Annotated in this window: 24 protein-coding genes and 2 tRNA genes; 15 read left to right on the top strand and 11 right to left on the bottom strand. The window is 41.1% G+C overall.

The annotated features are described in order from the left end of the window. Nucleotides 1–7: 7 nt before the first annotated feature. Nucleotides 8–322 carry a nucleotidyltransferase family protein gene (locus V7O63_RS00395; protein WP_340819151.1) on the bottom strand — a complete coding sequence of 105 codons (315 nt, stop codon included), beginning with the start codon at nucleotides 320–322 and terminating at the stop codon, nucleotides 8–10. Continuing rightward, nucleotides 306–647, bottom strand: coding sequence for a DUF3795 domain-containing protein (locus tag V7O63_RS00390; RefSeq protein ID WP_340819149.1), 342 nt, complete (start codon nucleotides 645–647; stop codon nucleotides 306–308). The genes V7O63_RS00395 and V7O63_RS00390 overlap by 17 nt, the downstream gene beginning before the upstream one ends. A gap of 258 nt (nucleotides 648–905) precedes the next feature. Here V7O63_RS00390 and V7O63_RS00385 point away from each other — a divergent pair, with 258 nt between their 5' ends. Further along, nucleotides 906–2,087 carry a PGF-CTERM sorting domain-containing protein gene (locus V7O63_RS00385; protein ID WP_340819148.1) on the top strand — a complete coding sequence of 394 codons (1,182 nt, stop codon included), beginning with the start codon at nucleotides 906–908 and terminating at the stop codon, nucleotides 2,085–2,087. Nucleotides 2,088–2,122: 35 nt separating this feature from the next. On the opposite strand, the gene V7O63_RS00380 is transcribed toward V7O63_RS00385, so the two are convergent. From V7O63_RS00380 to V7O63_RS00365, 4 genes are all read right to left on the bottom strand, one after another. After that, nucleotides 2,123–3,916 carry a nickel-dependent hydrogenase large subunit gene (locus tag V7O63_RS00380; RefSeq protein ID WP_340819147.1) on the bottom strand — a complete coding sequence of 598 codons (1,794 nt, stop codon included), beginning with the start codon at nucleotides 3,914–3,916 and terminating at the stop codon, nucleotides 2,123–2,125. Continuing rightward, entirely contained in the window at nucleotides 3,913–5,112 is a 1,200-nt protein-coding gene (locus V7O63_RS00375) for a hydrogenase small subunit (RefSeq protein ID WP_340819146.1), read from the bottom strand. Before V7O63_RS00375 ends, V7O63_RS00380 begins: the two co-directional genes overlap by 4 nt. 164 nt (nucleotides 5,113–5,276) lie before the next feature. Next, on the bottom strand, nucleotides 5,277–5,579 hold the full coding sequence (locus tag V7O63_RS00370; RefSeq protein WP_340819145.1) for a twin-arginine translocase TatA/TatE family subunit: 303 nt from the start codon (nucleotides 5,577–5,579) through the stop codon (nucleotides 5,277–5,279). Between the two features lie 297 nt (nucleotides 5,580–5,876). Next, nucleotides 5,877–6,056: a hypothetical protein gene (locus V7O63_RS00365; protein ID WP_340819144.1), complete on the bottom strand. Its 180-nt coding sequence runs from the start codon at nucleotides 6,054–6,056 to the stop codon at nucleotides 5,877–5,879. A 194-nt stretch (nucleotides 6,057–6,250) separates the two neighbouring features. On the opposite strand from V7O63_RS00365, the gene V7O63_RS00360 reads away from it, so the two are divergent. From V7O63_RS00360 to V7O63_RS00345, 4 genes are all read left to right on the top strand, one after another. Beyond that, complete coding sequence (locus V7O63_RS00360) at nucleotides 6,251–6,508, top strand: hypothetical protein (protein ID WP_340819143.1); 258 nt, start codon at nucleotides 6,251–6,253, stop codon at nucleotides 6,506–6,508. 680 nt (nucleotides 6,509–7,188) lie between these two features. Then, nucleotides 7,189–8,274, top strand: coding sequence for a hypothetical protein (locus V7O63_RS00355; RefSeq protein ID WP_340819142.1), 1,086 nt, complete (start codon nucleotides 7,189–7,191; stop codon nucleotides 8,272–8,274). Between the two features lie 193 nt (nucleotides 8,275–8,467). Continuing rightward, the gene (locus V7O63_RS00350) at nucleotides 8,468–9,124 is read left to right on the top strand and encodes a hypothetical protein (protein WP_340819140.1); all 657 of its coding nucleotides are present in this window, start codon (nucleotides 8,468–8,470) and stop codon (nucleotides 9,122–9,124) included. A gap of 50 nt (nucleotides 9,125–9,174) precedes the next feature. Beyond that, nucleotides 9,175–10,020 (top strand): hypothetical protein, encoded by an 846-nt coding sequence (locus V7O63_RS00345; RefSeq protein WP_340819139.1) that lies wholly within the window; start codon nucleotides 9,175–9,177, stop codon nucleotides 10,018–10,020. A 190-nt stretch (nucleotides 10,021–10,210) separates the two neighbouring features. On the opposite strand, the gene V7O63_RS00340 is transcribed toward V7O63_RS00345, so the two are convergent. Next, nucleotides 10,211–10,284, bottom strand: a tRNA-Thr gene (locus V7O63_RS00340). Nucleotides 10,285–10,392: 108 nt separating this feature from the next. Here V7O63_RS00340 and V7O63_RS00335 point away from each other — a divergent pair. Together V7O63_RS00335 and V7O63_RS00330 are read left to right on the top strand one after the other, a co-directional pair. After that, nucleotides 10,393–11,220, top strand: a complete 828-nt coding sequence (locus V7O63_RS00335) for a tyrosine-type recombinase/integrase (protein ID WP_340819138.1) — start codon at nucleotides 10,393–10,395, stop codon at nucleotides 11,218–11,220. Then, nucleotides 11,217–11,453: a hypothetical protein gene (locus V7O63_RS00330; protein ID WP_340819137.1), complete on the top strand. Its 237-nt coding sequence runs from the start codon at nucleotides 11,217–11,219 to the stop codon at nucleotides 11,451–11,453. The genes V7O63_RS00335 and V7O63_RS00330 overlap by 4 nt, the downstream gene beginning before the upstream one ends. A 6-nt stretch (nucleotides 11,454–11,459) precedes the next feature. Here V7O63_RS00330 and V7O63_RS00325 read toward each other — a convergent pair whose 3' ends face one another. Beyond that, the gene (locus V7O63_RS00325; protein ID WP_340819136.1) at nucleotides 11,460–11,837 is read right to left on the bottom strand and encodes a helix-turn-helix domain-containing protein; all 378 of its coding nucleotides are present in this window, start codon (nucleotides 11,835–11,837) and stop codon (nucleotides 11,460–11,462) included. A gap of 184 nt (nucleotides 11,838–12,021) precedes the next feature. On the opposite strand from V7O63_RS00325, the gene fae reads away from it, so the two are divergent. Continuing rightward, entirely contained in the window at nucleotides 12,022–12,525 is a 504-nt protein-coding gene (fae, locus tag V7O63_RS00320; protein WP_340819135.1) for a formaldehyde-activating enzyme, read from the top strand. A 99-nt stretch (nucleotides 12,526–12,624) separates the two neighbouring features. Beyond that, nucleotides 12,625–13,128 (top strand): hypothetical protein, encoded by a 504-nt coding sequence (locus tag V7O63_RS00315; protein ID WP_340819134.1) that lies wholly within the window; start codon nucleotides 12,625–12,627, stop codon nucleotides 13,126–13,128. Nucleotides 13,129–13,395: 267 nt separating this feature from the next. On the opposite strand, the gene V7O63_RS00310 is transcribed toward V7O63_RS00315, so the two are convergent. Both V7O63_RS00310 and V7O63_RS00305 read right to left on the bottom strand, forming a co-directional pair. Further along, nucleotides 13,396–13,593, bottom strand: a complete 198-nt coding sequence (locus V7O63_RS00310) for a helix-turn-helix domain-containing protein (protein WP_340819133.1) — start codon at nucleotides 13,591–13,593, stop codon at nucleotides 13,396–13,398. Between the two features lie 61 nt (nucleotides 13,594–13,654). Next, on the bottom strand, nucleotides 13,655–14,059 hold the full coding sequence (locus tag V7O63_RS00305) for a hypothetical protein (RefSeq protein ID WP_340819132.1): 405 nt from the start codon (nucleotides 14,057–14,059) through the stop codon (nucleotides 13,655–13,657). A 197-nt stretch (nucleotides 14,060–14,256) separates the two neighbouring features. Between V7O63_RS00305 and V7O63_RS00300 the strand changes: the two genes are divergently transcribed. From V7O63_RS00300 to V7O63_RS00285, 4 genes are all read left to right on the top strand, one after another. Then, nucleotides 14,257–15,735: a DUF2193 domain-containing protein gene (locus V7O63_RS00300; protein WP_340819131.1), complete on the top strand. Its 1,479-nt coding sequence runs from the start codon at nucleotides 14,257–14,259 to the stop codon at nucleotides 15,733–15,735. Between the two features lie 64 nt (nucleotides 15,736–15,799). Then, entirely contained in the window at nucleotides 15,800–16,474 is a 675-nt protein-coding gene (locus V7O63_RS00295) for an MIP family channel protein (protein WP_340819130.1), read from the top strand. Between the two features lie 193 nt (nucleotides 16,475–16,667). Then, a complete protein-coding gene (locus V7O63_RS00290) occupies nucleotides 16,668–17,714 on the top strand; it encodes a Coenzyme F420 hydrogenase/dehydrogenase, beta subunit C-terminal domain (protein WP_340819129.1) in 1,047 nt (348 codons plus the stop codon). Between the two features lie 565 nt (nucleotides 17,715–18,279). After that, the gene (locus V7O63_RS00285; protein ID WP_340819128.1) at nucleotides 18,280–19,266 is read left to right on the top strand and encodes an IS5 family transposase; all 987 of its coding nucleotides are present in this window, start codon (nucleotides 18,280–18,282) and stop codon (nucleotides 19,264–19,266) included. A 244-nt stretch (nucleotides 19,267–19,510) separates the two neighbouring features. On the opposite strand, the gene V7O63_RS00280 is transcribed toward V7O63_RS00285, so the two are convergent. Next, a tRNA-Thr gene (locus V7O63_RS00280) sits at nucleotides 19,511–19,584 on the bottom strand. Between the two features lie 97 nt (nucleotides 19,585–19,681). On the opposite strand from V7O63_RS00280, the gene V7O63_RS00275 reads away from it, so the two are divergent. Further along, a complete protein-coding gene (locus V7O63_RS00275) occupies nucleotides 19,682–20,236 on the top strand; it encodes an aldolase (RefSeq protein ID WP_340819127.1) in 555 nt (184 codons plus the stop codon). Between the two features lie 58 nt (nucleotides 20,237–20,294). Next, nucleotides 20,295–20,909, top strand: a complete 615-nt coding sequence (gene pgsA / locus V7O63_RS00270) for an archaetidylinositol phosphate synthase (protein WP_340819126.1) — start codon at nucleotides 20,295–20,297, stop codon at nucleotides 20,907–20,909. Nucleotides 20,910–20,941: the final 32 nt, after the last annotated feature.

Raw genomic sequence — 20,941 nt, 5'->3', positions numbered from 1 at the left:
TATGCATTCATTCTTCTATAGGTATTATCTCGTTCAACATGTCTTTTCCAATTTTTGTTTTCGGGGCAGTTTTGAGTACAAGCTCAACTTTAATTCCCAATTTATCAGAAAGGTACTTCTCATGCTCAATGAACCCAAGCAATCCGGGCATTTCAATGTATTCTACAAGCAAGTAGATATCACTTTTTTTGTTTTGTTCATTTCTGACATAAGGAGTGAATATCGCAATAGAACTAACATCGAACTTTCTTTCCAGTTCTGGCAGTAGCTCACGAAGTTGCTTGATACACTCTTCTGTTGCAGTGTTATTTGTATTTCCCATAGGCATTGGTCCAGTTATCGGCGATCTTCAAAAACTCTTCGTATCCATTATCCCTGATGAACTCAGTTGCCTGCTGATATTTTCTGTATTTATGTCCGTTCTTGCCGTAGAACTCATTTATTGTTGGACATGGATCTATTTCAGGACAGTCGGCACAGGTCTCAAAACCTTTTCCAATGCAGCAGACTTTCATCTTGCATTTTGCTCTGGTTATGTTCCTCTCGCCGGTGTCATAGCCGAGTTTGCATCCCTTGCAGGATCCGGTGTTGAATGGTTTGCAGGTTCTGCAATATGCACCGCAGCAGCCAATATGATCGATGGGCATGGATCTCCTCTACGTTCAGTTAATGATGGTTTTATTGTTAATAAATGTCAACGAAGAATTGATTAGTTTTCATACGGGTCATGAGCATGTAAATGACTTCAGGTATTTTTCACACATCAACGTTTCATATAATTGTTCCGGGAAATCGTTATTATGGGTACTTCCCGTTGCAATTTCTTAAATAGAATTGGGCCAGAATATTATTAACTGGATATGTGGGGGAGTTATTTGACGAAATATGCTTATTTGGCACTGGGTATGGTTTTCATTTTAACTATGATATCCGTTGCAGGGCAACCTGAGGAATGTAAGAGCTGTCATTCCGGTACGTATGATATATGGAATGCATCTGTACATGCAGGGTCAGAAGCAGAAACAACAATTGAGCCTATCACATGTGAGGCGTGCCATGCTCCACCAGCAGGGGGCTATGATGTTCACATTGGTAGTCCTTTTGGTAATGTGCCTGAAGTGAGCCTCTCTGCTGAGGTGTGTGGGACCTGCCACAGAGGTGACAGTCATCCTGTGATCGAGGAATGGGATGAGTTCGGGAAAGAAGGTTTCAACATAACTGATACGATGAGCCATTCAGAACCTGCTGACATAGGAGAGCCGTTCATTCTCGAAATGGATAATTCGTGTGTGTCATGCAAGTCCACAGACGGTGCAATTCCAAATCTGGCCGATGAGGATGTTTACGGGTTGAACCTTGCTGAGGTTCCTGAAGCATCTGATGTTTCTGAATGGAGTATAACATGCGTCGCCTGCCATGACCCTCACTCTGCAGGTTGCCGGATAGAGGACGAGGTGTTGCTGTGTGCGAACTGCCACAATTCGCAAGATGCATCACCTGATGGTATGACAATTTCAGTGTCCTATACGAATTGGGAGATGTATAACGGTTCCATCTATTATACTGGCGTTCATCCCGTGAGCATAGGCTGCTCAGATTGTCATATGGCCACCCGTGAGTTCAATGATACTACAGGGGAAGCTGCCATAACGGGACATACCTTCGATTTTGAGCCGGAACTGTTGTTCAGTCCTGATTCTTCCAATGGTTGCTATGATTGTCATAAGGAATTCTTCACACCGGTCCTTGAAGCAAAGCAGGGAATCGTTGCTGAAAGACTTGATAATCTTGAAGCTCTGAGAACAAACGCAACCGAATCACTGGAAAGGTTCAACGGTACGTCCGAATATGATTCTGTACTGGCAGATTACAACAATGCCGTATTCTATATGGAAGCGGTAAAAGGGGATGGAAGTTATGGGATACACAATAAGGAAAGGACCTATGAATATCTGGACAATTCCAGGATACTTTTCAATTCAGTAATAGAACGTCAGCCAACACCCGCACAACCAGGGTTTGAAGCGATATTGGCTGTGGCCGGAACAATTTCGGCACTGATGTTCATGAGAAGGAGGAGGGAATAATATCTCTCTCCTGCGGAGTGGGTAATCCCAATCCCTTAAACGATATCGAAGACTCGCTCGCCTTTGCCATCTTTCTGTCTCAGGTCAATAGTATGCACGGCACATGCGATACATGGGTCGTATGCTCTTGAAGTGTGCAATATTCCTATGGGATTCGAGTTGTCGATCCCAAGCATATTTTCAGCCGCTGATACCTTTGTGCCTATAAGGGCCTGTTCTATGGGCCCGGGTATTCCGTTACTGTCCCTTGGGGACGCATTCCATGTGGTAGGCACAACCATCTGGTATTTTGTGACCTTTGAATCTGAACCGGTCTTTATCCAGTGACCCAGTGCACCGCGGGCACCTTCCCAGAGGCCGACGCCCTGAGAATCCTTTGCCATGCTCATATCTATCGGAACACTGAATCGTCCACTCGGGTCAAGGTCGGACGTCACCCATTGGATCAGTCTCTCTAAAAGAATGAGCATCTCCTGCACTCTTGCAACCATCCTTATGTAAGTATTGACAGTAGAATAGCCATTATCTGAAAATGTATTCATCAGGCCCGTGGTCAGTGGTTCTTGCATTGCTATCATGCGGGCAATGGGACCTACTTCACATGGAACACCATCGTATCGTGGTGCCTTCATCCACGTGTACTTGCTCTGGCTGTCACCATGGTAATCGATCTCATCAGCATTTCTCACAGGTTCTGTGTCCCCATCAAAGGGATGAAGGTCACCTTCACCTGTATAGAATGAATGGGATACTTCTTCAGTCACTTTCATATGGTCGAAGGTTTTACGTTCAAGTGAACCGGTAATAAAAGCGGCTTTCAGGAAACTGCTCTTACCAAATTCCAGAGGATCATATCCATCTCCATTCTCCACGTCATAATATGCTCCATAGGACAGGAACCCTATATTCGCAGGATCACTGTAGGTTCCTGTTCTGTCAAGTTTAAAACTTACAGGAAGGCCCAGGATCTCCTCGCCTATGAGCTCAGAACCAAGTACAACAAGCAGGTCAGTGTCGCCCCACCCGGCAGAATATGAGAAGTCGTTGGAGCTTATTGAACTCTCTGTGAGCTCCTGAAGGTGCTCTATCATGAATTCCACCGCACGTTGGGGTGAAGATGCCCTATAGGTGTTGTCCAGCCATGTGGTGTGGTCCATACCAAGCGTATATCTCTCAAAAAAATCCATTAACTGGTAATAGTAGTAGGAGAGTTTTCCAATATCTGCGACCGTCGGCTTATAGGTGACCCCTCCGAATATGGTCGACATCTGGTGTGGCATCTTTCCGGCAATGAGGGCTATAGATCCGTGAAGTCTTCTCTTTTCCTTGATAGCATTCACATATGTCTGGCCCGGAGGTATTGATATGCCGTCTATCCTGTAGCTTAAGGGGGCAAAACGATGAAGTAATTCCTTCCATAGCATAGTTCCCATATTGTCCGCAGTTGCAAAGACATCCCTGTATGCAGGGTTCACCAGATCTGGCAGCCAGAGTGCATAGGTATGCGTAGCATGGCTGTCTATCATATTCAGGGACTGCATAATATTCCTTGTAACAAGGGCATCCTTTGGTACCTGATCAGCAATTCCGAAAAGATCCTCCAGAGCATTTGCAGATGTTATTGCATGAGCGGTCGGGCAGACACCGCATACCCTTTGCGTGATACGGGCTGCATCCCTCGGGTCACGGTTCACAAGTATGCGCTCAATTCCTCTGAAGAGCATTCCTGAGCTCTGTGCATCTGTGATGACCCCATTCTCATTTACCTCAGTGGACAAACGAAAATGACCCTCAATACGTGTCAATGGGTCTATTGTGACATTGGTCATTGATCCATCTCCTTTTCATCATCATTATTTTTGGCGATCTTGCGGGCAGCATAAGCCGCAGAACCGATTATCGTAGCCCCTGCTGTGGCACCCAGGCCAATTGCAGATCCTGTGGTGGCAGCCCCATTGTTTTCATTGGAAGTGACCGATCTGTCCGTTTCACCGCCAGAAGGTGCGACGCTTTGGGCATTTTTATAGAAAGGAGTTGAATTATCGAAAAATCCGGGTTCACAGCAGGAAATACATGGAGAACCTGCCTGAGTGCACATGTTCACCGAACCGTTCCATTTTCGAAGAGCACAATCTGAATGAGTGTAGGGTCCTTTGCAACCAAGCTTCCATAGACATGCATCTCCTGAGAATTCAGTGTCGAATTGTCCAATATCATAATATCCTCTGCGTGGGCAGTTCCAGTGCAGAGTTACGTCTTCCGGGAAGAATACAAGGGGTCGCTTGAATTCATCCAGGATTGGATCTGGATCATTGATGTCGATCTTTCCAAGTATCACGGCAGCAAGTGTCAGAAGTACCCAGTCAGGATTAGCAGGACATCCGGCTATATTTATAACCGGTCTGTCAATACCAAGCTCTGTGAGCATTCCCTTTGAAGGGTCCCTTCTAAGGAACGCTACTCCCCTGAAGTCAGTGAGATCGACTATATTACTGTTCGCTGAATTTATACCGCCGTATGTGGCACACATCCCTATGGCCAGTATGAAGGTTGCGTTACTTGCAGCTTTGCTGAACAATTCCTTAAAAGTATGATCACCATACATGCAGTATTTACCGCTGCCATCAGGTCCGTTGGCAATAGCACCCTCGACAACAAGTATGTAGCCACCTTCTTCGATAGCTTCCTCCAGCATTATCTCCGAATTCAGCTCGGATGTGGATGCAAGTTCACCGTCAACAAAGATGCCCTGCTGTTGGATCAGCATCTCATGGTAGGCAACATCAACACTTAGTTTCTGTATCGCCTGGAAAATATCAGGGTCCCTTCCATTCAGAACGGATTCGGAACAGCCGGTACATTCGGCTCCATGTATCCATATGACCCTTGTATTTGATAGTTCGAGTGCTTTTACTATCTCAGAACGGTGTAGTCCCAGGAAAGTCGATGCTCCCATGGCACCCACTACCTTGAGGAACGTTCGACGGTCCATACTCAGAAAGTCAGTGTTCTCTAATTCGCCCACGAATTGATTACCCCTATAATAAATTGGATCCCATGTATATTATGTTTGTCTGAACCAGAAATTCTGGCAGAGAACAGTATATGAGGTAACAAATTAAGGAAAAGCTGCCATTGGTATTCGCCAGGAATATGCCGGGGATATTCCTGATACTAAGGGTATGTTGATCACTTTTTCAGCATTTCATTGATCTCAGCAAGGAGTTCATCCTCGCTCTTATCCTTAGTATCAATGCCAAGGTTCAGGGCAGTTTCCTCTATTCTGGATGCTTTTTCACTCTCAGATTCTGCATCTTTTATGGAGTTCTCAAACTCCTTCAATGATAGTTCTGATTCTTTCTGTGCTTTCTTGAACTCGCCCATGGAAGTTCCCATGGAACGTGCCAGTTCAGGCAGTTTGCTTGCACCAAAGAGTAAGAGCAGTACTGCAAATATGATTAGAAGTTCGCTTGGTCCCAGTCCACCTATCATTTTCCACCATTCCCTTGTTCGTTATTTTAATTGCTAATCCTATGAGAGTAGTTTAGCTTTCAATCCGGTCAAGTCTTCACATTCTCTTCTATCAAGGCGAGAAGCTCTTTACCATTTATGTATTTATTTTCCTCCTTGAATATAGTTTATGGTCTGATGTCCCCCCATCACCGGTGCTATCGCCAAGCTAACAGCCCTTACAGGTTCCGATGTTAATGGTTTACGGGTCTTGCAGTATGTACTTTGAAATTTGACATTGTTAAATATGGTTTCTGGTAAATTTGCAGTTTTGTTTCTCTAAAACAGTAATTTTACAACTGTAATGATTGCCAGTACGATCACCACAAAAACAACCATAAGATGCACAAAGCTGAAAGCCAGATGATAAAAAGCTCCTATCAGGCCAAGAAAAGCATCCAACAGGACAAAAGCAGCCAGAATTACTACAATTACCAGAATAATTTCTTTAACATCCAATACTATGCACCTGAAATTTGTTTGTTTATAGTTACAAAGTAATCTATATGTAATTATGGATGTTAATATAAGACTTAAATAAGAATAAAAGTAGTATGAAGTCCCAGGATGGGCTCTATCCAGCCAGTGTGAATCCTAACCGCTTACTATGTCAGTATATGGAAAAAATAGAATAAGAAAGTTGTGGAGGCATTTTGTCGGGTCTGATCTTGGGAATTGTTGGCAAAGTTGGTGGAGTGATAGAGGCATGCAACTACACTCATGACAGGGAGAGATGTGTCAACAAGCTAAAGACAAAACCAGCAGCAATACTCAAAGCAGTCAAAATTGCAAATACTATCATTGCAACATCCCATTTTGATAAAATCTTACTTTCTAACTTCTCAATTGTTTTAGTTAAATTTTCAACGTTTATAGTAAGCACGGCATTTTCAACGGCTTGGGTCATGTAATCAACACGTGGAGGCTCCATCCTTCGATACATGGGCTACCTTTTGTGGGGCAGCCGGTTTGTTCTACTCTTGAAGACAAATCCCTCGAGGTGAAATCTTGCCAAACACGGAGCTCGACACCAGGGAAAACAAAACCTGCTTGATGTCCCAAAAGATGCAGAACTGACAAAAATAATGCCGTTGCCCTGGATATGTCCCAAATGCGGCAATGGTCACCTGATGTATGTATTCAACTGCAACCGATGTGGAGTATTGACACCTTTAGGTGAGGAGAACTGGCGAGCATGAAGAAAACACCACTGTCAGGAAACGTGCGTGGAAGTATGGAAACGATAAGAAAGTCCGCGTGAAGATTGATGTTGACATTCCAGAGGGTGAGCATACCATCCTCGTCATGTTTGCAAATGGTATATCGATGCCTCGGATATGCATAGAGACTGGCTGTAATTTTCGCACAGTGTCCTCAATTGTGAGAGGAAATTTGAGGGAGATATTGGGTTTGAAGGGTCGGAAGGACATATATAAGTAAATTATTGCACATGCTCTAAAAGTTATTATATAATTTAGGTATATTATTTTTAAAAGTGCACAAAGTATAAGTACTTTGAAAACTCTTTTTGCATGGGTATAAACAAGCAGATGTTAAAGTCAAATTAACTTTAGCATTAGGAGTGAAGTAAATGAAAGAAACACTTAAACTATTCCTTAGTATGCTTGTTATCTCGATCATGCTAGTGGGATTTGCGGGGGCTGAATCTACAGATTCAACTCAAGATGAATTGATTGAAGTTAACTATAACTTTCCTGACTACGGACCGAATACATACAAGGCCCTAGAAGATAACTCTAGAATAGTAGAAACATATGGAAGTGTGCCTGCACTTAAAGAAGACAAAGAAAAAGTCGAGTGGTTAGGCACACTAGAAACTTGTATTGAAAACTCAGAAGATGAGTTGTTATCTTACATGAAAGATGATAGAGGACTTGTTACAGGTTTCGGAATTAACTATGAAGGATATCTATTTGTAGATTTGGATGAAAAGAAAAAAAGTGATATTGACGATGCTACAATTGAAAAAATGCATGCCATCATAGAAGAAAGTGCAACCAAAATGAAGTTGTCTGATGTTCCAGTGGTTTTCAGGTACGGTGAAGAAGAAATTGAAGTATCTCGTATCTCTTATTGGTCAAATCTGATTGGTGGCTTAGAAATATACACTCCTGGACTGGCATCCTCTACTTTATGTTTTGCTGCAGAAGACAGCAGTGGCACAAAAGGATTTGTTATGTCTGCGCATGCTGCAGTTGCAGGAGGCGGTCTTGGCGCGGATATTTATCAAGGAGGACGGAAAGTAGGAGACGTGGACTACTATAATTGTGTATTTGCAGATGCTGCTTGGGTAGAAGCAACTAATGTCCTCGATGACGTATACTACATGAATGACAATAATCCTCTTGATGTAGCAGGCCATCGTGATGCATACGTGGGTGAAACCGTTATAATGTCAGGAAAAACATCAACCATTTTGTCAGGTACTGTCATTGACCGATATGTTAACCAAAACTCACAAACTTTTGGGATTCTTCAAGACCAGTTCTCTGTAAATTTTGTTGCAGCAGCTGGAGATAGTGGTGCTCCAATGTATACAGAATATGGATCAGCAGTTAAAATTGCGGGAATTACAAGGGCAGTAACTGCTACAAGAACCCTTTTTTCACCAGTCAGTGGAATAGAATTAGATTTGGGTGTGGAACCTCTCGATTAAACACAGGGTGAGTTAGTTTGGCCAAATAATTTATAAAAACATTTTAGCCTAAAAAATGTTGTTTTGAGAATTATTAAAATAGGTTAGGATCTAAATATAAATTATTTGGTTTTTATTATTTGGCTAATAAAAATATTTTAATAAATCGTATAGTACTTATAATTAGGACCTAGGAAAAAAGGATTTTAGTATTATGAATCAAAATAGTAGAATACACAAAATATTAACAGTAATTATACTTGTTTTGTTATCACTTTCTATTTCTTCTAATGCGGACAGCAATAAATCAGACATTCATGAAATTGATGATGGTGAATCCTATATGAATACAAGCTATACATTACCAGATTATGGCCCTGAAATGTTTGAAAAAGCTGAAAATGAAGCTAATTTTATAGCCGCCCGTGGGACTATGCCAGTAATTACTAGTGAAGTGGAAAAAAGAGAATGGACAGATCTGCTTGTCAAGTGCACTCGTAGTAATTCAGAAATCTTGGAGTATTTTTTGGTCAATGGTGGGCCTATTATAAGTTTTGGGAGCAACATAGATGGTTATCTGAAAGTAGGGATGGAGTCTAATACACCTGAAAAAGTAAACAATACAGTTGTAAACGAAATATATGAAGTTATCAGCAGACAATGTGAAAAAGAAGGTGTCAATGAGGTGCCAGTTGTGTTTGTATGGGAACACGAAGAAGAAATACTAGAAGAAGAATTTCCACCAACTTCTGTAGATGCTCTTGAAAACAAAAGTACACAAGCTGAAAATAAATCTTCTCGCAGCATCTCCGGATTCACTTCAATAATGCTTGTTCTATGCTTATTGATTTTGCTGAAATATAGAAAATAACCTATATTTCTCATAACTTTTTAAGCTAATGCAGTGCTTCTTTTCATTTTATGTCACGTGTCCAGCAGTATATCGACAAGAAGATTGCCAATTATCTTATGAAGCGGGTTTCGACGACACGCCCCGGAATCGGACATCATGAATCATATGCAGCCGGTAACATTGCTCCGTCGTTGGGTCTTGCTTATTACCTCGAAAATGAGGTGTCTGTTTTTTCTGATTCTGTTCTCAAACTCAAGCAGGAAATGTTCCGCAATGGGTTTCGCTGGGACAATGCAGACGAGGATTCTACTGATGAAATTGATTATACCGAGATTGAGAAGCTTGACAGGTTCATCAAAAAAGCCAATTACAATGGCCAGTCTCTCAAGGAAGTTCTTTCAGACTTCGAGTTCAACCTGAACGTTGCTGACAATGGATACCTGCTCCTCGTCAAAGCATATGACTATGACAGATTCGGCGAGATCGCTCTGGAAGATGTCAAAGAAATCCTTTCAATTGACCCACGTGACATAAAAAAGATGGTCAAGAAAGATGGCCGCATGGGCGGCAATGTCTGGATTTGTCCTACTCATCGCGATGTCAAAAAGGGAGTAGCTGGGCACAAATGCTATTGCGGTGCAGTACTGCAGCAGGCATACTACGAAACCACATCGAATGAGAATAAGCAGTACTACCTCAAAGATGAGGTCCTGTATTCTGCAAAGTTCTATCCTTCAATCCTGTACGGATTCCCGCCTGCTCTAAAGATGCTGGACGACCTCATGGCGTACCACTTCCTTGAGAAAAGAACAAGATCATATTACGAGAGAGGAAGGCCCCCGGGTATTGTGATGATACCCACTAACAACCAGGACAGCCTGAGAGGATCTCCTCGCGTTTTGGTGTTTCATTGATTTTCCAGGGCGATACGTCTACCTCCTGAGGTCTGAACAATGAAGGCCTGCAGATGACCGTCACCAACAGGGCAGTGGAGGACGGCCAGACCATCTATAACGAAAAAGTTCTCGTCTGGTTATGTGAACAGTTTGGAATCGTCAAAAGTAAGCTGTATGTAAGTATTAGTTTTAAAAAATTAGAGTCATGAGCCCCGGGCGTGATTTGAACACGCGACCTAGTGATTACAAATCACTCGCTCTGCCGGGCTGAGCCACCGAGATACCATGAATGCGCTCCACATCTATTTATGGGAAGCATTCCCTTACATAGCGGATGTGGAACCCCTGATCAATGGTGTTGAAAGCCCATTTAAGGGGATTAACAGGTAAATGGTAAATGGGCTATATAAGGTAAGTGTTGCAGACCGTATTGAATCATTGAAGAAGTCATCTATTTCAGATGTCAATAAAGAGCTTATTTTGAAGTTTGTTGAGTCCTGTGTTGTCGAAGGGCTTAGTGAACATCGTATACTGAAATATGTGTCAACTTTGAAGACCATCGCCTTACAGATGGAGATTGACTTTGATCGTGTCACTAAAGATGATTTGCACAATTACATCTGTGACCTAGAGTCATCTGGAAAAAGTCAATGGTACAAGCATGACTACAAGGTTAGCATCAAAAAATTCTATAAATGGTTCTATAAAGAGGAACAGCCGGACCTTACAAATTGGATTAAGACTACTATCAAGAAGACCAATAGCAAGCTGCCGGAGGATATACTTGATGAAGCTGAAGTCCTTCAAATGATCAATAAGGCAACGTGTGAGCGAGACCGAGCTATCATTGCGCTACTATGGGACATCGGTGCGCGCATAGGTGAGATTGGGAACTTGAAGATCAAGCATCTTGTATTTGATGCAATCGGCGCTTCACTTAGTGTCAATGGTAAGACAGGTCCTCGTAGGGTCAGAGCGGTTTTTAGTGTACATTACCTTAAAGCGTGGGTAGCAGTACATCCACAGAAGGATGACCCCGAATCACCCCTATGGGTTAATTCTCTCAGCAAGACTAAAGGACAGCTTAGATATGGTGCAATGAGGATGATGCTCAAAAGGACCGCAAAAAGAGCAGGAATTATAAAAAAATCCACCCTCATCTCTTCCGTCATAGCCGTGCTACATATATGGCAAATTTCCTCACAGAAGCCCAAATGAACGCCTATTTCGGATGGGTCCAAGGGTCAGATATGCCTGCGGTCTATGTGCACCTCTCAGGCCGTGATGTGGACGATGCAGTGCTTAAAGCGAATGGTGTTGTAAGTCATGAAACTTCTTCTGTAAAGTCCCAAGATAGGAATGTGGGAGTGGGTTCTGATATTGGCAGCGATGTACTCGATGCTTTAGTAGAAGAGAAACTGAAGAAGATGATGCTGAAGTTGTTGACTTGAACTATTTCAATCCTTTATACCCAATATTTCTTTGGTTAGCTCATAGCTATGTTCTGTACATTCAGGAGTAGATTCATCAACACATTCTTTATAAGCAAATCCTGAAATTTCATAAAGCAGTTTGTTCAAATTTCTACCTTTACTTGTTAGGTGATATTCTATTGTTAAAGGTGTCTTGGAAACAATTACTTTTTCTATCAGTTCATCTTGTTCCATTTGACGCAATTTTCCTGATAGAACCTTGCTGCTGAGTTTTGGATTATTCTTTAAAAATTCATTGAAGTGTGTGCTTCCACAGAACATATCCCTGATAATGTTAAGAGTCCATTTTTTGCTTATTATTTTGATTGCTTTATCTATAGGGCTGTGTTTCAGTTGACCCATGATATCTCACCTGGTTACTAATTGGTTAGCTTAAGTATTTAAATTACTTTTGGTAATTAGGGAGTGTAATGTAGCATTGTAGAAAGCCTTTAAAATTTACTACAAAAAATAAGGATGTTTTAAATTATCTAAATTTGAATATTCAACATGGGCATTTCTACAAAGTTCAAGTGGAGAAATAAATATGGCAAAAATAACACAAAGTATGATTGGCGAAGCGTTAGTAGGAGAAGGACCAGAAGTTGCTCATATCGATCTTGTAATCGGTACAAAGGGAAGTGCAGTTGAGACCGCATTCATGACTTCACTTGCATCACCAAGAAAGGGTCATTCACCATTGCTTGCAGTGCTTGAACCAAACCTTGCACCAAAACCTGCAACACTTCTTGTGAACAAGGTAACAATCAAGAACGTATCCCAGGCAGCCATGATGTTCGGACCTGCTCAGGCATCTATCGCAAAAGCTGTAATGGACAGTGTAGCTGACGGCGTCATTCCAAAAGAAGAAGCAGAAAATCTCCTCATCATTGTTTCAGTGTTCATTGAATGGGACGCAACAGACAAAGAAAAGGTATATGAGTTCAACTACGAAGCAACAAAGCTTGCAATAAAGCGTGCTATCGAAGGCACTCCTACCGTAGATGATGCACTTGCAAAGAAGGACTCTGCAGAGCATCCATTTGCTTAAAATAAATCTCCTGCGAGCAATATCGCAGGATTGTTTATCTTTTTGAGATTAATCAAAAGATCATAACTTAATTTTCTAATTACTAATTCGGGGGCTACTATGAAAATCAATAATCAAATTTCTTATGGAATTTACGCTAGATTGATATTTTCTGTACTGCTATTTGCGCTTTTAGGATACTTTTTATTTTATAGTGGATTGCTTAATGGGTCTTTAATAACCAATGATGTTGGGTATTGGTTTTTTAGTTCAGTAGCGCAGAGTTTTGTAGCAATCGTTAGTGTTCTGGTGGTAGTTTATACTTTCAATAAAGATAATATCAAGTATTCTGATCAAAAAAATTATCTTGAAACGATTTTTTCATTTTCAATGTTGGTTGGATTTTTTATAATCTTTTTCTCGCTGATGTTAATTCCCTTTGTATCGGTTCCATTTGGTGACACTTACAACATAACAATTAAATTAATCATAATCCATGGATTTCTAGGTCTATGTTTTTTCGATTTGATTTATACAATTAAATTTATTCACAGTCTCTGCACGACTTCTGACGAAATAAAAAATATTGCAGAAATAAATGAGGAAATTATATCTGATGAGTAAGAGTTTTGATTCATACAAATTTTCCAATTATCCATTACACGATAAGACAAAGAAGAAGGTCACTGACGTAATCTTGTTGGAACGATGTTTTTCAGTACTGATAATATAAAGGGGAGCACTCTGTACAAGGAAGTATAGAGATCAAGTGATGGAAGTGAAATTGAAGGCGCTAATACGCAATTTTGACCGGTATGTTAAGATTATATGCTTCGTTTGGGTGAGGATTTTTACAATGCCTAAAATAGAGAAAGAACATATTTTTTTGAATCATAAATCCTCTCTCAGTTGATTTTCCTGATACTCGAAAATATACTTAGACACAAGTTTTCTCTTTGCTTCTTTTAGATGATGGTGAGCAGTTGACTTAGAGATTCCGAGCGCTTTACCAATATCTTCAATTGTAACCGTATGACCATCATCAAAATAGCCCATGCCTTTTGCAGTAAACAATATCTTTCTTTGCATCGGGGTAAGGTTGTCACCGGAAGTTTCCTTATCAAGATTGTAGACCTCATCTATTGACCACTTACCTAATTTTTTTCAGCTCACCATAGGCCCGGTTCAGGCTTTTCAGGTCAGTGGCAAGTATCGTATAATATTTATTGCCGTTCTTTATGAGGATAGGATGCTTTATAAAACAATGTGATTCTTCAAAAGCATGAATTGCACTTGCATCATCAATTGTAGCCATGAAAAGGGTTTTTTCAGGGGATATCTGAATAACTTCAAAGGATTTCGTGGACTCATGCTCCTCAATCTCCTTCAGATACCTAGGAGTTGCACTTTCACGCTTCTTTTCCTGTACAAGGAAAAGGATTCGGTCTTCAGACAAAGGGATATGCGACATAATCTCCAGCTCAAGGCCTTTTTCTTTTGTAACGGTAGCAAGAGAACATTGATGTTGCTCCACGGATATTTTAGCTTCAAGCATATTAACAAACCTCTTTTTTAATGAAGATATGAATTTTCATAATATGAACTTAATTCATAACTATGTTCTATAGGACATGTCCTATAGAATATGTGGTGTATAGATGACAATTCTCTTTGTTCATGTCCCATACAGAATGTAGAGCATATCCTAAATCAACTATATGCAATCCGGCGTCTACTATCCAATTGATTAGCATGGATGAACTATACACTAAAATGGTAAATGAAGCCCTTGCAGCTCAGTGGGCAGATGTAGAGACAATAAAAGGAAAACGTGGAACTGATTTTAAAATCAGTGATGCTAAACCTTATGTCGATGCGGTAAACGAAATGGAAGCAGCAGAGAACCAGTCACAGACAGTTTTCGACCTTCACATAAATTCTGTCAATGCACATTACGACATACTGAACGGGCAGACAAACACTGTAAGACCGGAAGATGATCCTTTTGTTGAGCATTACCAGACACCACCTATCCTCGAAATCCTCTTTGATGAAGATCCTGCATTCAAGGTGTCAGTTGATAAGTTTGTAGAGGCAATTGCAGATCATGAACAACTGATTGGCAAAGAAGCTATCAGAAGATATGGCGGATTCTATGGCCCGACATGTGTCGTTGACTTCGCATTCTCCCCTGGTTCCACAAGCAATGTGGTCAACAGGATACTCAAAAACCTTGACATTAACAACGACCACAAGGAAGCCATCCTTTCTGCAAAATCATGGGGAATGAACACTTCATACGGTATCGGTGCAGCTTTCCAGACCTCCCTGGAAGCCGGAAAGACCGCTGCTGAAGCAGTTGAAGATGAGATTGAGATGCTGCAGATGGTATATTCAAACCCGATAGATGCACAGGCCAAGCTCATGGATGAAGTTGGACATACATCCTTCGATACACGTGAATACATGAACAAATACAGGGCTAAGATGGAATCCACTGTCAAAGCAGCTATGGATGATGATGTGAATTATGGGAACATTGTTACAGTACCTGCCTACTGTGTCGGTGATGTCGCACACCACATCTCCCAGTCCATGTTCAACATGTGCAAAGATGACATGACAATGGCTATTATTGAGGCTGAATCCCAAGTCCTTGATAACACCTTAAGAGCAGGACTAAAGAACGGCTTTAAGTCCGCAAATTCAATACTCAATCTTGCAACAGGTGCTACTGCAGTTGGTGCAGCACACATTCTTCAGAAAGACGGATTTACTGCAACAATGCTTGTAGACCTTCTCACAAAGCGTTTTACCAACTACGTCCAGATGTATCCAACAAGAGGTGCTGCTGCTGAGCTTCACAATGTTGACTTCATGGATATGGTACAGCGCGGTTCCAACCTGCTGGAGACCAGACCTGTTGGAAAAGGCGGAATAATAGGTGGTGTAAAAGTTGACCTTAGTCCAATCGACAATCACGAGGTTATCAGCAACCCACAGAAATACGCATACCCTGCATGTGCAATTACCGTCAGGTTCTCCTCACTCATGAGACTTGCTGATTTCCCATGCCTGCTCACAAGTGAACCGGTAACTGCAACCCTGATGACCAACCTCATTGCAATGAACCCGGAGTCACCTGGATCACCTGCAAGAGGATGCAAGTTCTGTGCAACATCTGATCTGGTCAAGACACACCAGTACTGTCAGTGGGCTGACGCAATCTAAGGATAGTACTAAACATTCAAAAAAGGTGGGATTGTCCTGCCTGCTATTTTATGAGGTGATAATCATGGATGATTCTATTAAAAGATACATATCCGAATTTGTAGGGACATTTGCCCTGGTCTTTATCGGTGCTGGTTCAGTAGCAACAAATTACATCTCTGGAGGCGCACTTGGCTTAATCGGTATTGCTGCAGCTTTCGGCCTTGTTGTAATGGCAATGATCTATACAACCGGACACATATCCGGAGCACACATCAATCCGGCGGTTACCATTGCCCTTCTGGTAACTAAAAAGATTGGTTTAAAGGATGGATCCATTTACATGGGAGCACAATTGTTAGGTGCAGTTTTCGCCGGACTTACACTCAAGATAATCTATCCAACAGCTGTTGAAGGTGTGAACTTGGGAACAACAGCACTGGGATCTGGCATTGGTTTTAGCACAGGTATACTGGTAGAAGCAATACTTACATTCCTTCTCGTCCTTACTATTTTCGGGGTAGCCGTTGACAGCAGAGCACCTGCAGGATTTGCAGGATTTGCTATAGGAATGGTCGTCTTATTCGACATCCTTGTAGGAGGCCCTCTGACAGGTGCATCTATGAATCCTGCAAGGACATTTGGGCCTGCTCTTGCATCTGGTTATTGGATGAATCATCTGGTCTACTGGATTGGACCTGTTGTTGGAGGAGTTGTTGCAGGACTTACCTATGAAGGTATTTTCGCTGAAAGGAATTGATTCAATGTAAGGTTTTAAACAGCCTTTTCCTCCTTTTTTATGCAACTATAACTTTAATCCGATATACAAAGGCTTCTAATTTGTAAAAATATGAAGATATATAAATGATATCACTCTGGATTTGGGCAACTGCAAATCATACAGTTTTGATAAAATAAAAACTCTCACAGACACATATTAGGTGAAACAATAAATGCCAATGAATAGTATCATTCGTCTAAAGAAATCAATTAATGATGAACGTATTGGTTATGGGAAATTAAGGAAAGATGTTATCAAGCCGGGTATTTGTACTCTCTGTGGGGCATGTGCCTCTACATGTAAATCCATATTAATTGTAGATAAGTTTCCAAAATTAATAGATAAGTGTGATGGTTGCGGGGTCTGTTATACTCAGTGTCCTAGAACGATTACCACTGAAGAGAATCTAATCGGAAAAATACGGCATGCTTACTGTGCAAAAACAACAATACCCAAACTAAAAGGACAGGATGGAGGTGTTATCACATCTGTACTTGCCTATGCCCTCGATGAGGGACTCATCGATTGTGCTATAGTAACTACTAGGTCTGAAGAAGAACCATGGAAACCGATTCCTATTGTTGCCAAAACATATGAAGATTTGTTAAATTCATCCGGTAGTATATATAGCCATAGTATGACCATGGAAGCTCTTATGAGTGCAATTAAACAAGATATGCGGAGCATTGCCTTTGTTGGTCCTAGCTGTAATATTGATGCTGTCACCAAGATGCAAAAAAGCCCACACGGTTTCCTGCGTCTTTTCATGAGAGCAAATATACTGAAGATGGGATTATTCTGCATGGACACATTTTACTATGAGGGCATCAAAGAATTTGTTGAATCTAAAAACATAAAACTTGAAGATATAGATGCAATGAAAATACGTAAAGGTAAATTTGAATTTCATACGAATAATGAAATTCGAGACTTTAGCTTAAATGAATTTGACAGTTATCGTAGCAGTTCCTGTAAATTCTGTACAGATATGGCAGCTGAAACATCAGATCTTTCATTTGGTGGTATAGGGACTCCAAATGGTTGGACAACCATCTTTGCCCGTTCAGGAATTGGATATGAGATTTTCAACGAAGCGGCGGACAGTGGGTACATTGAATCTAGGGTTTTAGAGAAAAATGAGATTGAAAAAGTACTCAACCTTGCAAAAATGAAAAAGGTTCAGATGTATCCAATCAATAAGAGAAAATCACACAAATGATGCTGCTATCAAGGCATCCTCTGAGAACCTGCAGAAAATGATAGAGATGACAAAAAGCTACGATTATTAATGGTAATTACTCTAGGCAGAATCCTTCATATGAGTAGTGAGAATGTTTTGCCTAGAGAATTATATCTACACAATGTTAGGTTCGGATGGTATACCTCCTTCTAAATTGTTAAGTTAAAAAGCAGGACTAAATGTTCCTCCTTAAAGGGTCTACATTCGCCTTGACAATACAAACAACACCTGTAGAATTGCATCTCCACAACTCTTTTGTTCTAAGGCAAAGGTTTTGTAATTCTACGAACCTAATTATTTTTAAATTTTATAAAACCGCAAACATATAACACAAAAGGAAGTGAAATAATACCTCTTTTTGGATATACTGAACATGGATTCTTCTCAATCAAGGTTACTGGCATAAGTCACCTTATTTTTAAATACTAATTATAGTGGCTCTGTAGAAAACCTACTTCATATTTTATTTTGAGACAATAATTTAAAAAGAATCAATCCCCTCAGTATTACTTGCAACAGAAAACACAAAGGGGATGATTGTGTTTTGCCTAATAAGTACTTAAAGTTTGTTGATACAGCGTTAGCTGTATCAGGAAACTCACACCTTCAGATATATAGCTGTAAATATTCGAAAAGAAAATACACTCAGCATCAGCTCTTGACATTGGTTTTGTTGAAAGAATATCTTGATGAAGATTATCGGGATATAGTTGAAATTGTAGAATTAATGGATGAGATCAAACAAAGAATTGGACTAAAAGAGATTCCACATTTTACTACTCTCCATAAATTCATTACAAGACTAAAATCAATCGATTTCAGTGGACTATTGCATCAAACACTAAAACTGTTCTATTCCTATGGAGAACAAATAGAGATTACTGCAATTGATTCAAGTGGATTTACCAGTGGACATTGTAGCTACTATTATTCCTGGAGGACAGGAAAGAAGCGAAGATCGTTCCTAAAAACAAGTATCTCTGTTGATACTGGAAAGTTCATTATTACTGGTTTTAAGATATCAGGTAAGCCTGTTCATGATGCAAAGCATGCAATGGCATTGCTTCAGCAATGCCATAAGAATCGTAAATCCAAGTATTATGTAATGGATAAAGGATACGATTCGGAGGACATACATTCAATAGCTAGAGAACAAATGAATTCTATAGCTATGATTCCTTTGAGACAAAGAAAAAGGAAAAGGATCAAAGGAAAGTACCGTAGAAAAATGGAACGGGGATTTAACAGAGAACTGTATCATAACAGAAATCTGGTTGAAACGATGTTCTCTGTTCTCAAAAGGAAATATAGTGAAGAAATAAGGGCAAAAAGGTATTGGAATCAACTAAAAGAAGTTAAATTCAAACTATTAGTTCATAACCTTGATAGGTATGTCAAGGTTATACTTATTGTCAAAATAAGGATTTCTACAGAGCCAAAAATTGAGCTTTTGACATTAAAAGCATATTCCGTATCAGGCATTTTATCGAATAAGAAAAAGATAGATATCAGACATTACTTTGATCCTTAGCCCTCGACGAAGGCTACCAATCTTCATCCTCTGTTACTTTATGGCTTTTTTAAATCCTTCATTTCCAACATAGAAAGAGTATGATAGTATATGAGTGAATGTCGCCGTCTATAAGAATATAGGATAAAGAAACTCTACTATAAACGAAAAGACTTATGACATTTCAAAACGTCATAATTCTGACCTACAGTAGGTCGAGTTTATATAATTCAAAAAAATTGGGTTTTTTACATTGAAAATCATGAGCCCCGGGCGTGATTTGAACACGCGACCTAGTGATTACAAATCACTCGCTCTGCCGGGCTGAGCCACCGAGGCACCATGAATGCGCTCCACATCTATTTATGGGAAGCAATCCCTTACATATCATAATAGCAGATAAATTTTATGGTAGCTGGCTACCTGGAGAGGTCCTATGTGGCGTGAGATATCAAGGATAGGTAAGAAACTTGTGGAGAACGGGCTGGTAGAATCCCACTTCGGGAACATCAGTGTCAGGGTCGGTGACCGGATGCTAATCACAAGGAGCGGTTGCGCTCTGGATGAGATAACCGAGGACATGGTCGTAGAGGTCAGTGTTGACGGGTCGTGCGCCCTTGACATGGTCGCATCGTCCGAGACCGTTGTCCATCGCGCCATCTACAGTAACACACCGGCACTTGCCATAGTCCATGCCCACTGTCCCTTTGCGGTAACTCTTTCACTGCTGGAGGAGGGTGACAGCATCACTCCTGCGGACAGTGAGGGGCAGTATTTCCTGGGTGAAGTGCCCGTTGTCAAAGGCGGTATCGGCTCCGGTGAACTTGCGGAGAACCTTAGCAGTGCCCTTGCATCTCACAAGACGGCTATTGTATGGAGTCACGGGACCTTTGCAACCGGGAAGGTACTGGATGAGGCATACGTACTTACCACTCAGGTAGAGCATTCCTGCAAGATAAAATACTGGTACGACCTTGCAAAGAATAAGTGATATTGCCTGTTTCCCGGAAAACGTTAAATCGTAAAAATGCCCATTGGGTAGAATATTCATGACATTCAATGCTCTAAGACCTGTAGCAACAAAGATACTCGAGCCAATTGCCCGGGCAATGGCAGATTCAGGCATAACCCCTAATGCCATATCACTGCTCTCACTTCTGTTCGCGGCACTCTCCGGTTTCCTGTACTACTACTCGGACTCAAATCCTCTTTTTGTCCTTGTAGCCGGGCTTCTAGTAGCCCTTAATTCATTCTTTGATGCCATGGACGGTCTTATGGCCCGTTATCTCAACATAGCCAGTGCAAGGGGCGACTTCCTTGATCATGTCATAGACCGCTATTCCGATGTTTTCATCATCTGCGGTATCTTCTTCGGAGGCTACGTGGACTGGCAGATCGGTACTGCAGCCATTGTTGGTGTGTTGCTTGTAAGCTATCTGGGCACACAGGCTCAGGCACTCCAGCTCGGACGGTACTACGGTGGTATCATTGGAAGGGCTGACCGTCTGGTGCTTATCATGCTCTCCTCGGTGGTATATTTCTTCTATCAGTCGCCGGTATATGGCTTCTCAGCCCTTGGCTGGATGATCATAATAATAGGAATAGGCAGTCACATAACAGCTTTCCAGCGCATTGCTCATATCTGGAAACAGCTTGGAGAATGATCACCTCTTCCCTCATCCTCAGGGGTCTGGTT

This window comes from Methanolobus sp. WCC4 (genome assembly GCF_038022665.1).
Lineage (GTDB): Archaea > Halobacteriota > Methanosarcinia > Methanosarcinales > Methanosarcinaceae > Methanolobus.
Note: the sequence above shows the minus strand (reverse complement) of the source record. Positions and strands in the feature narration are given on the sequence as shown.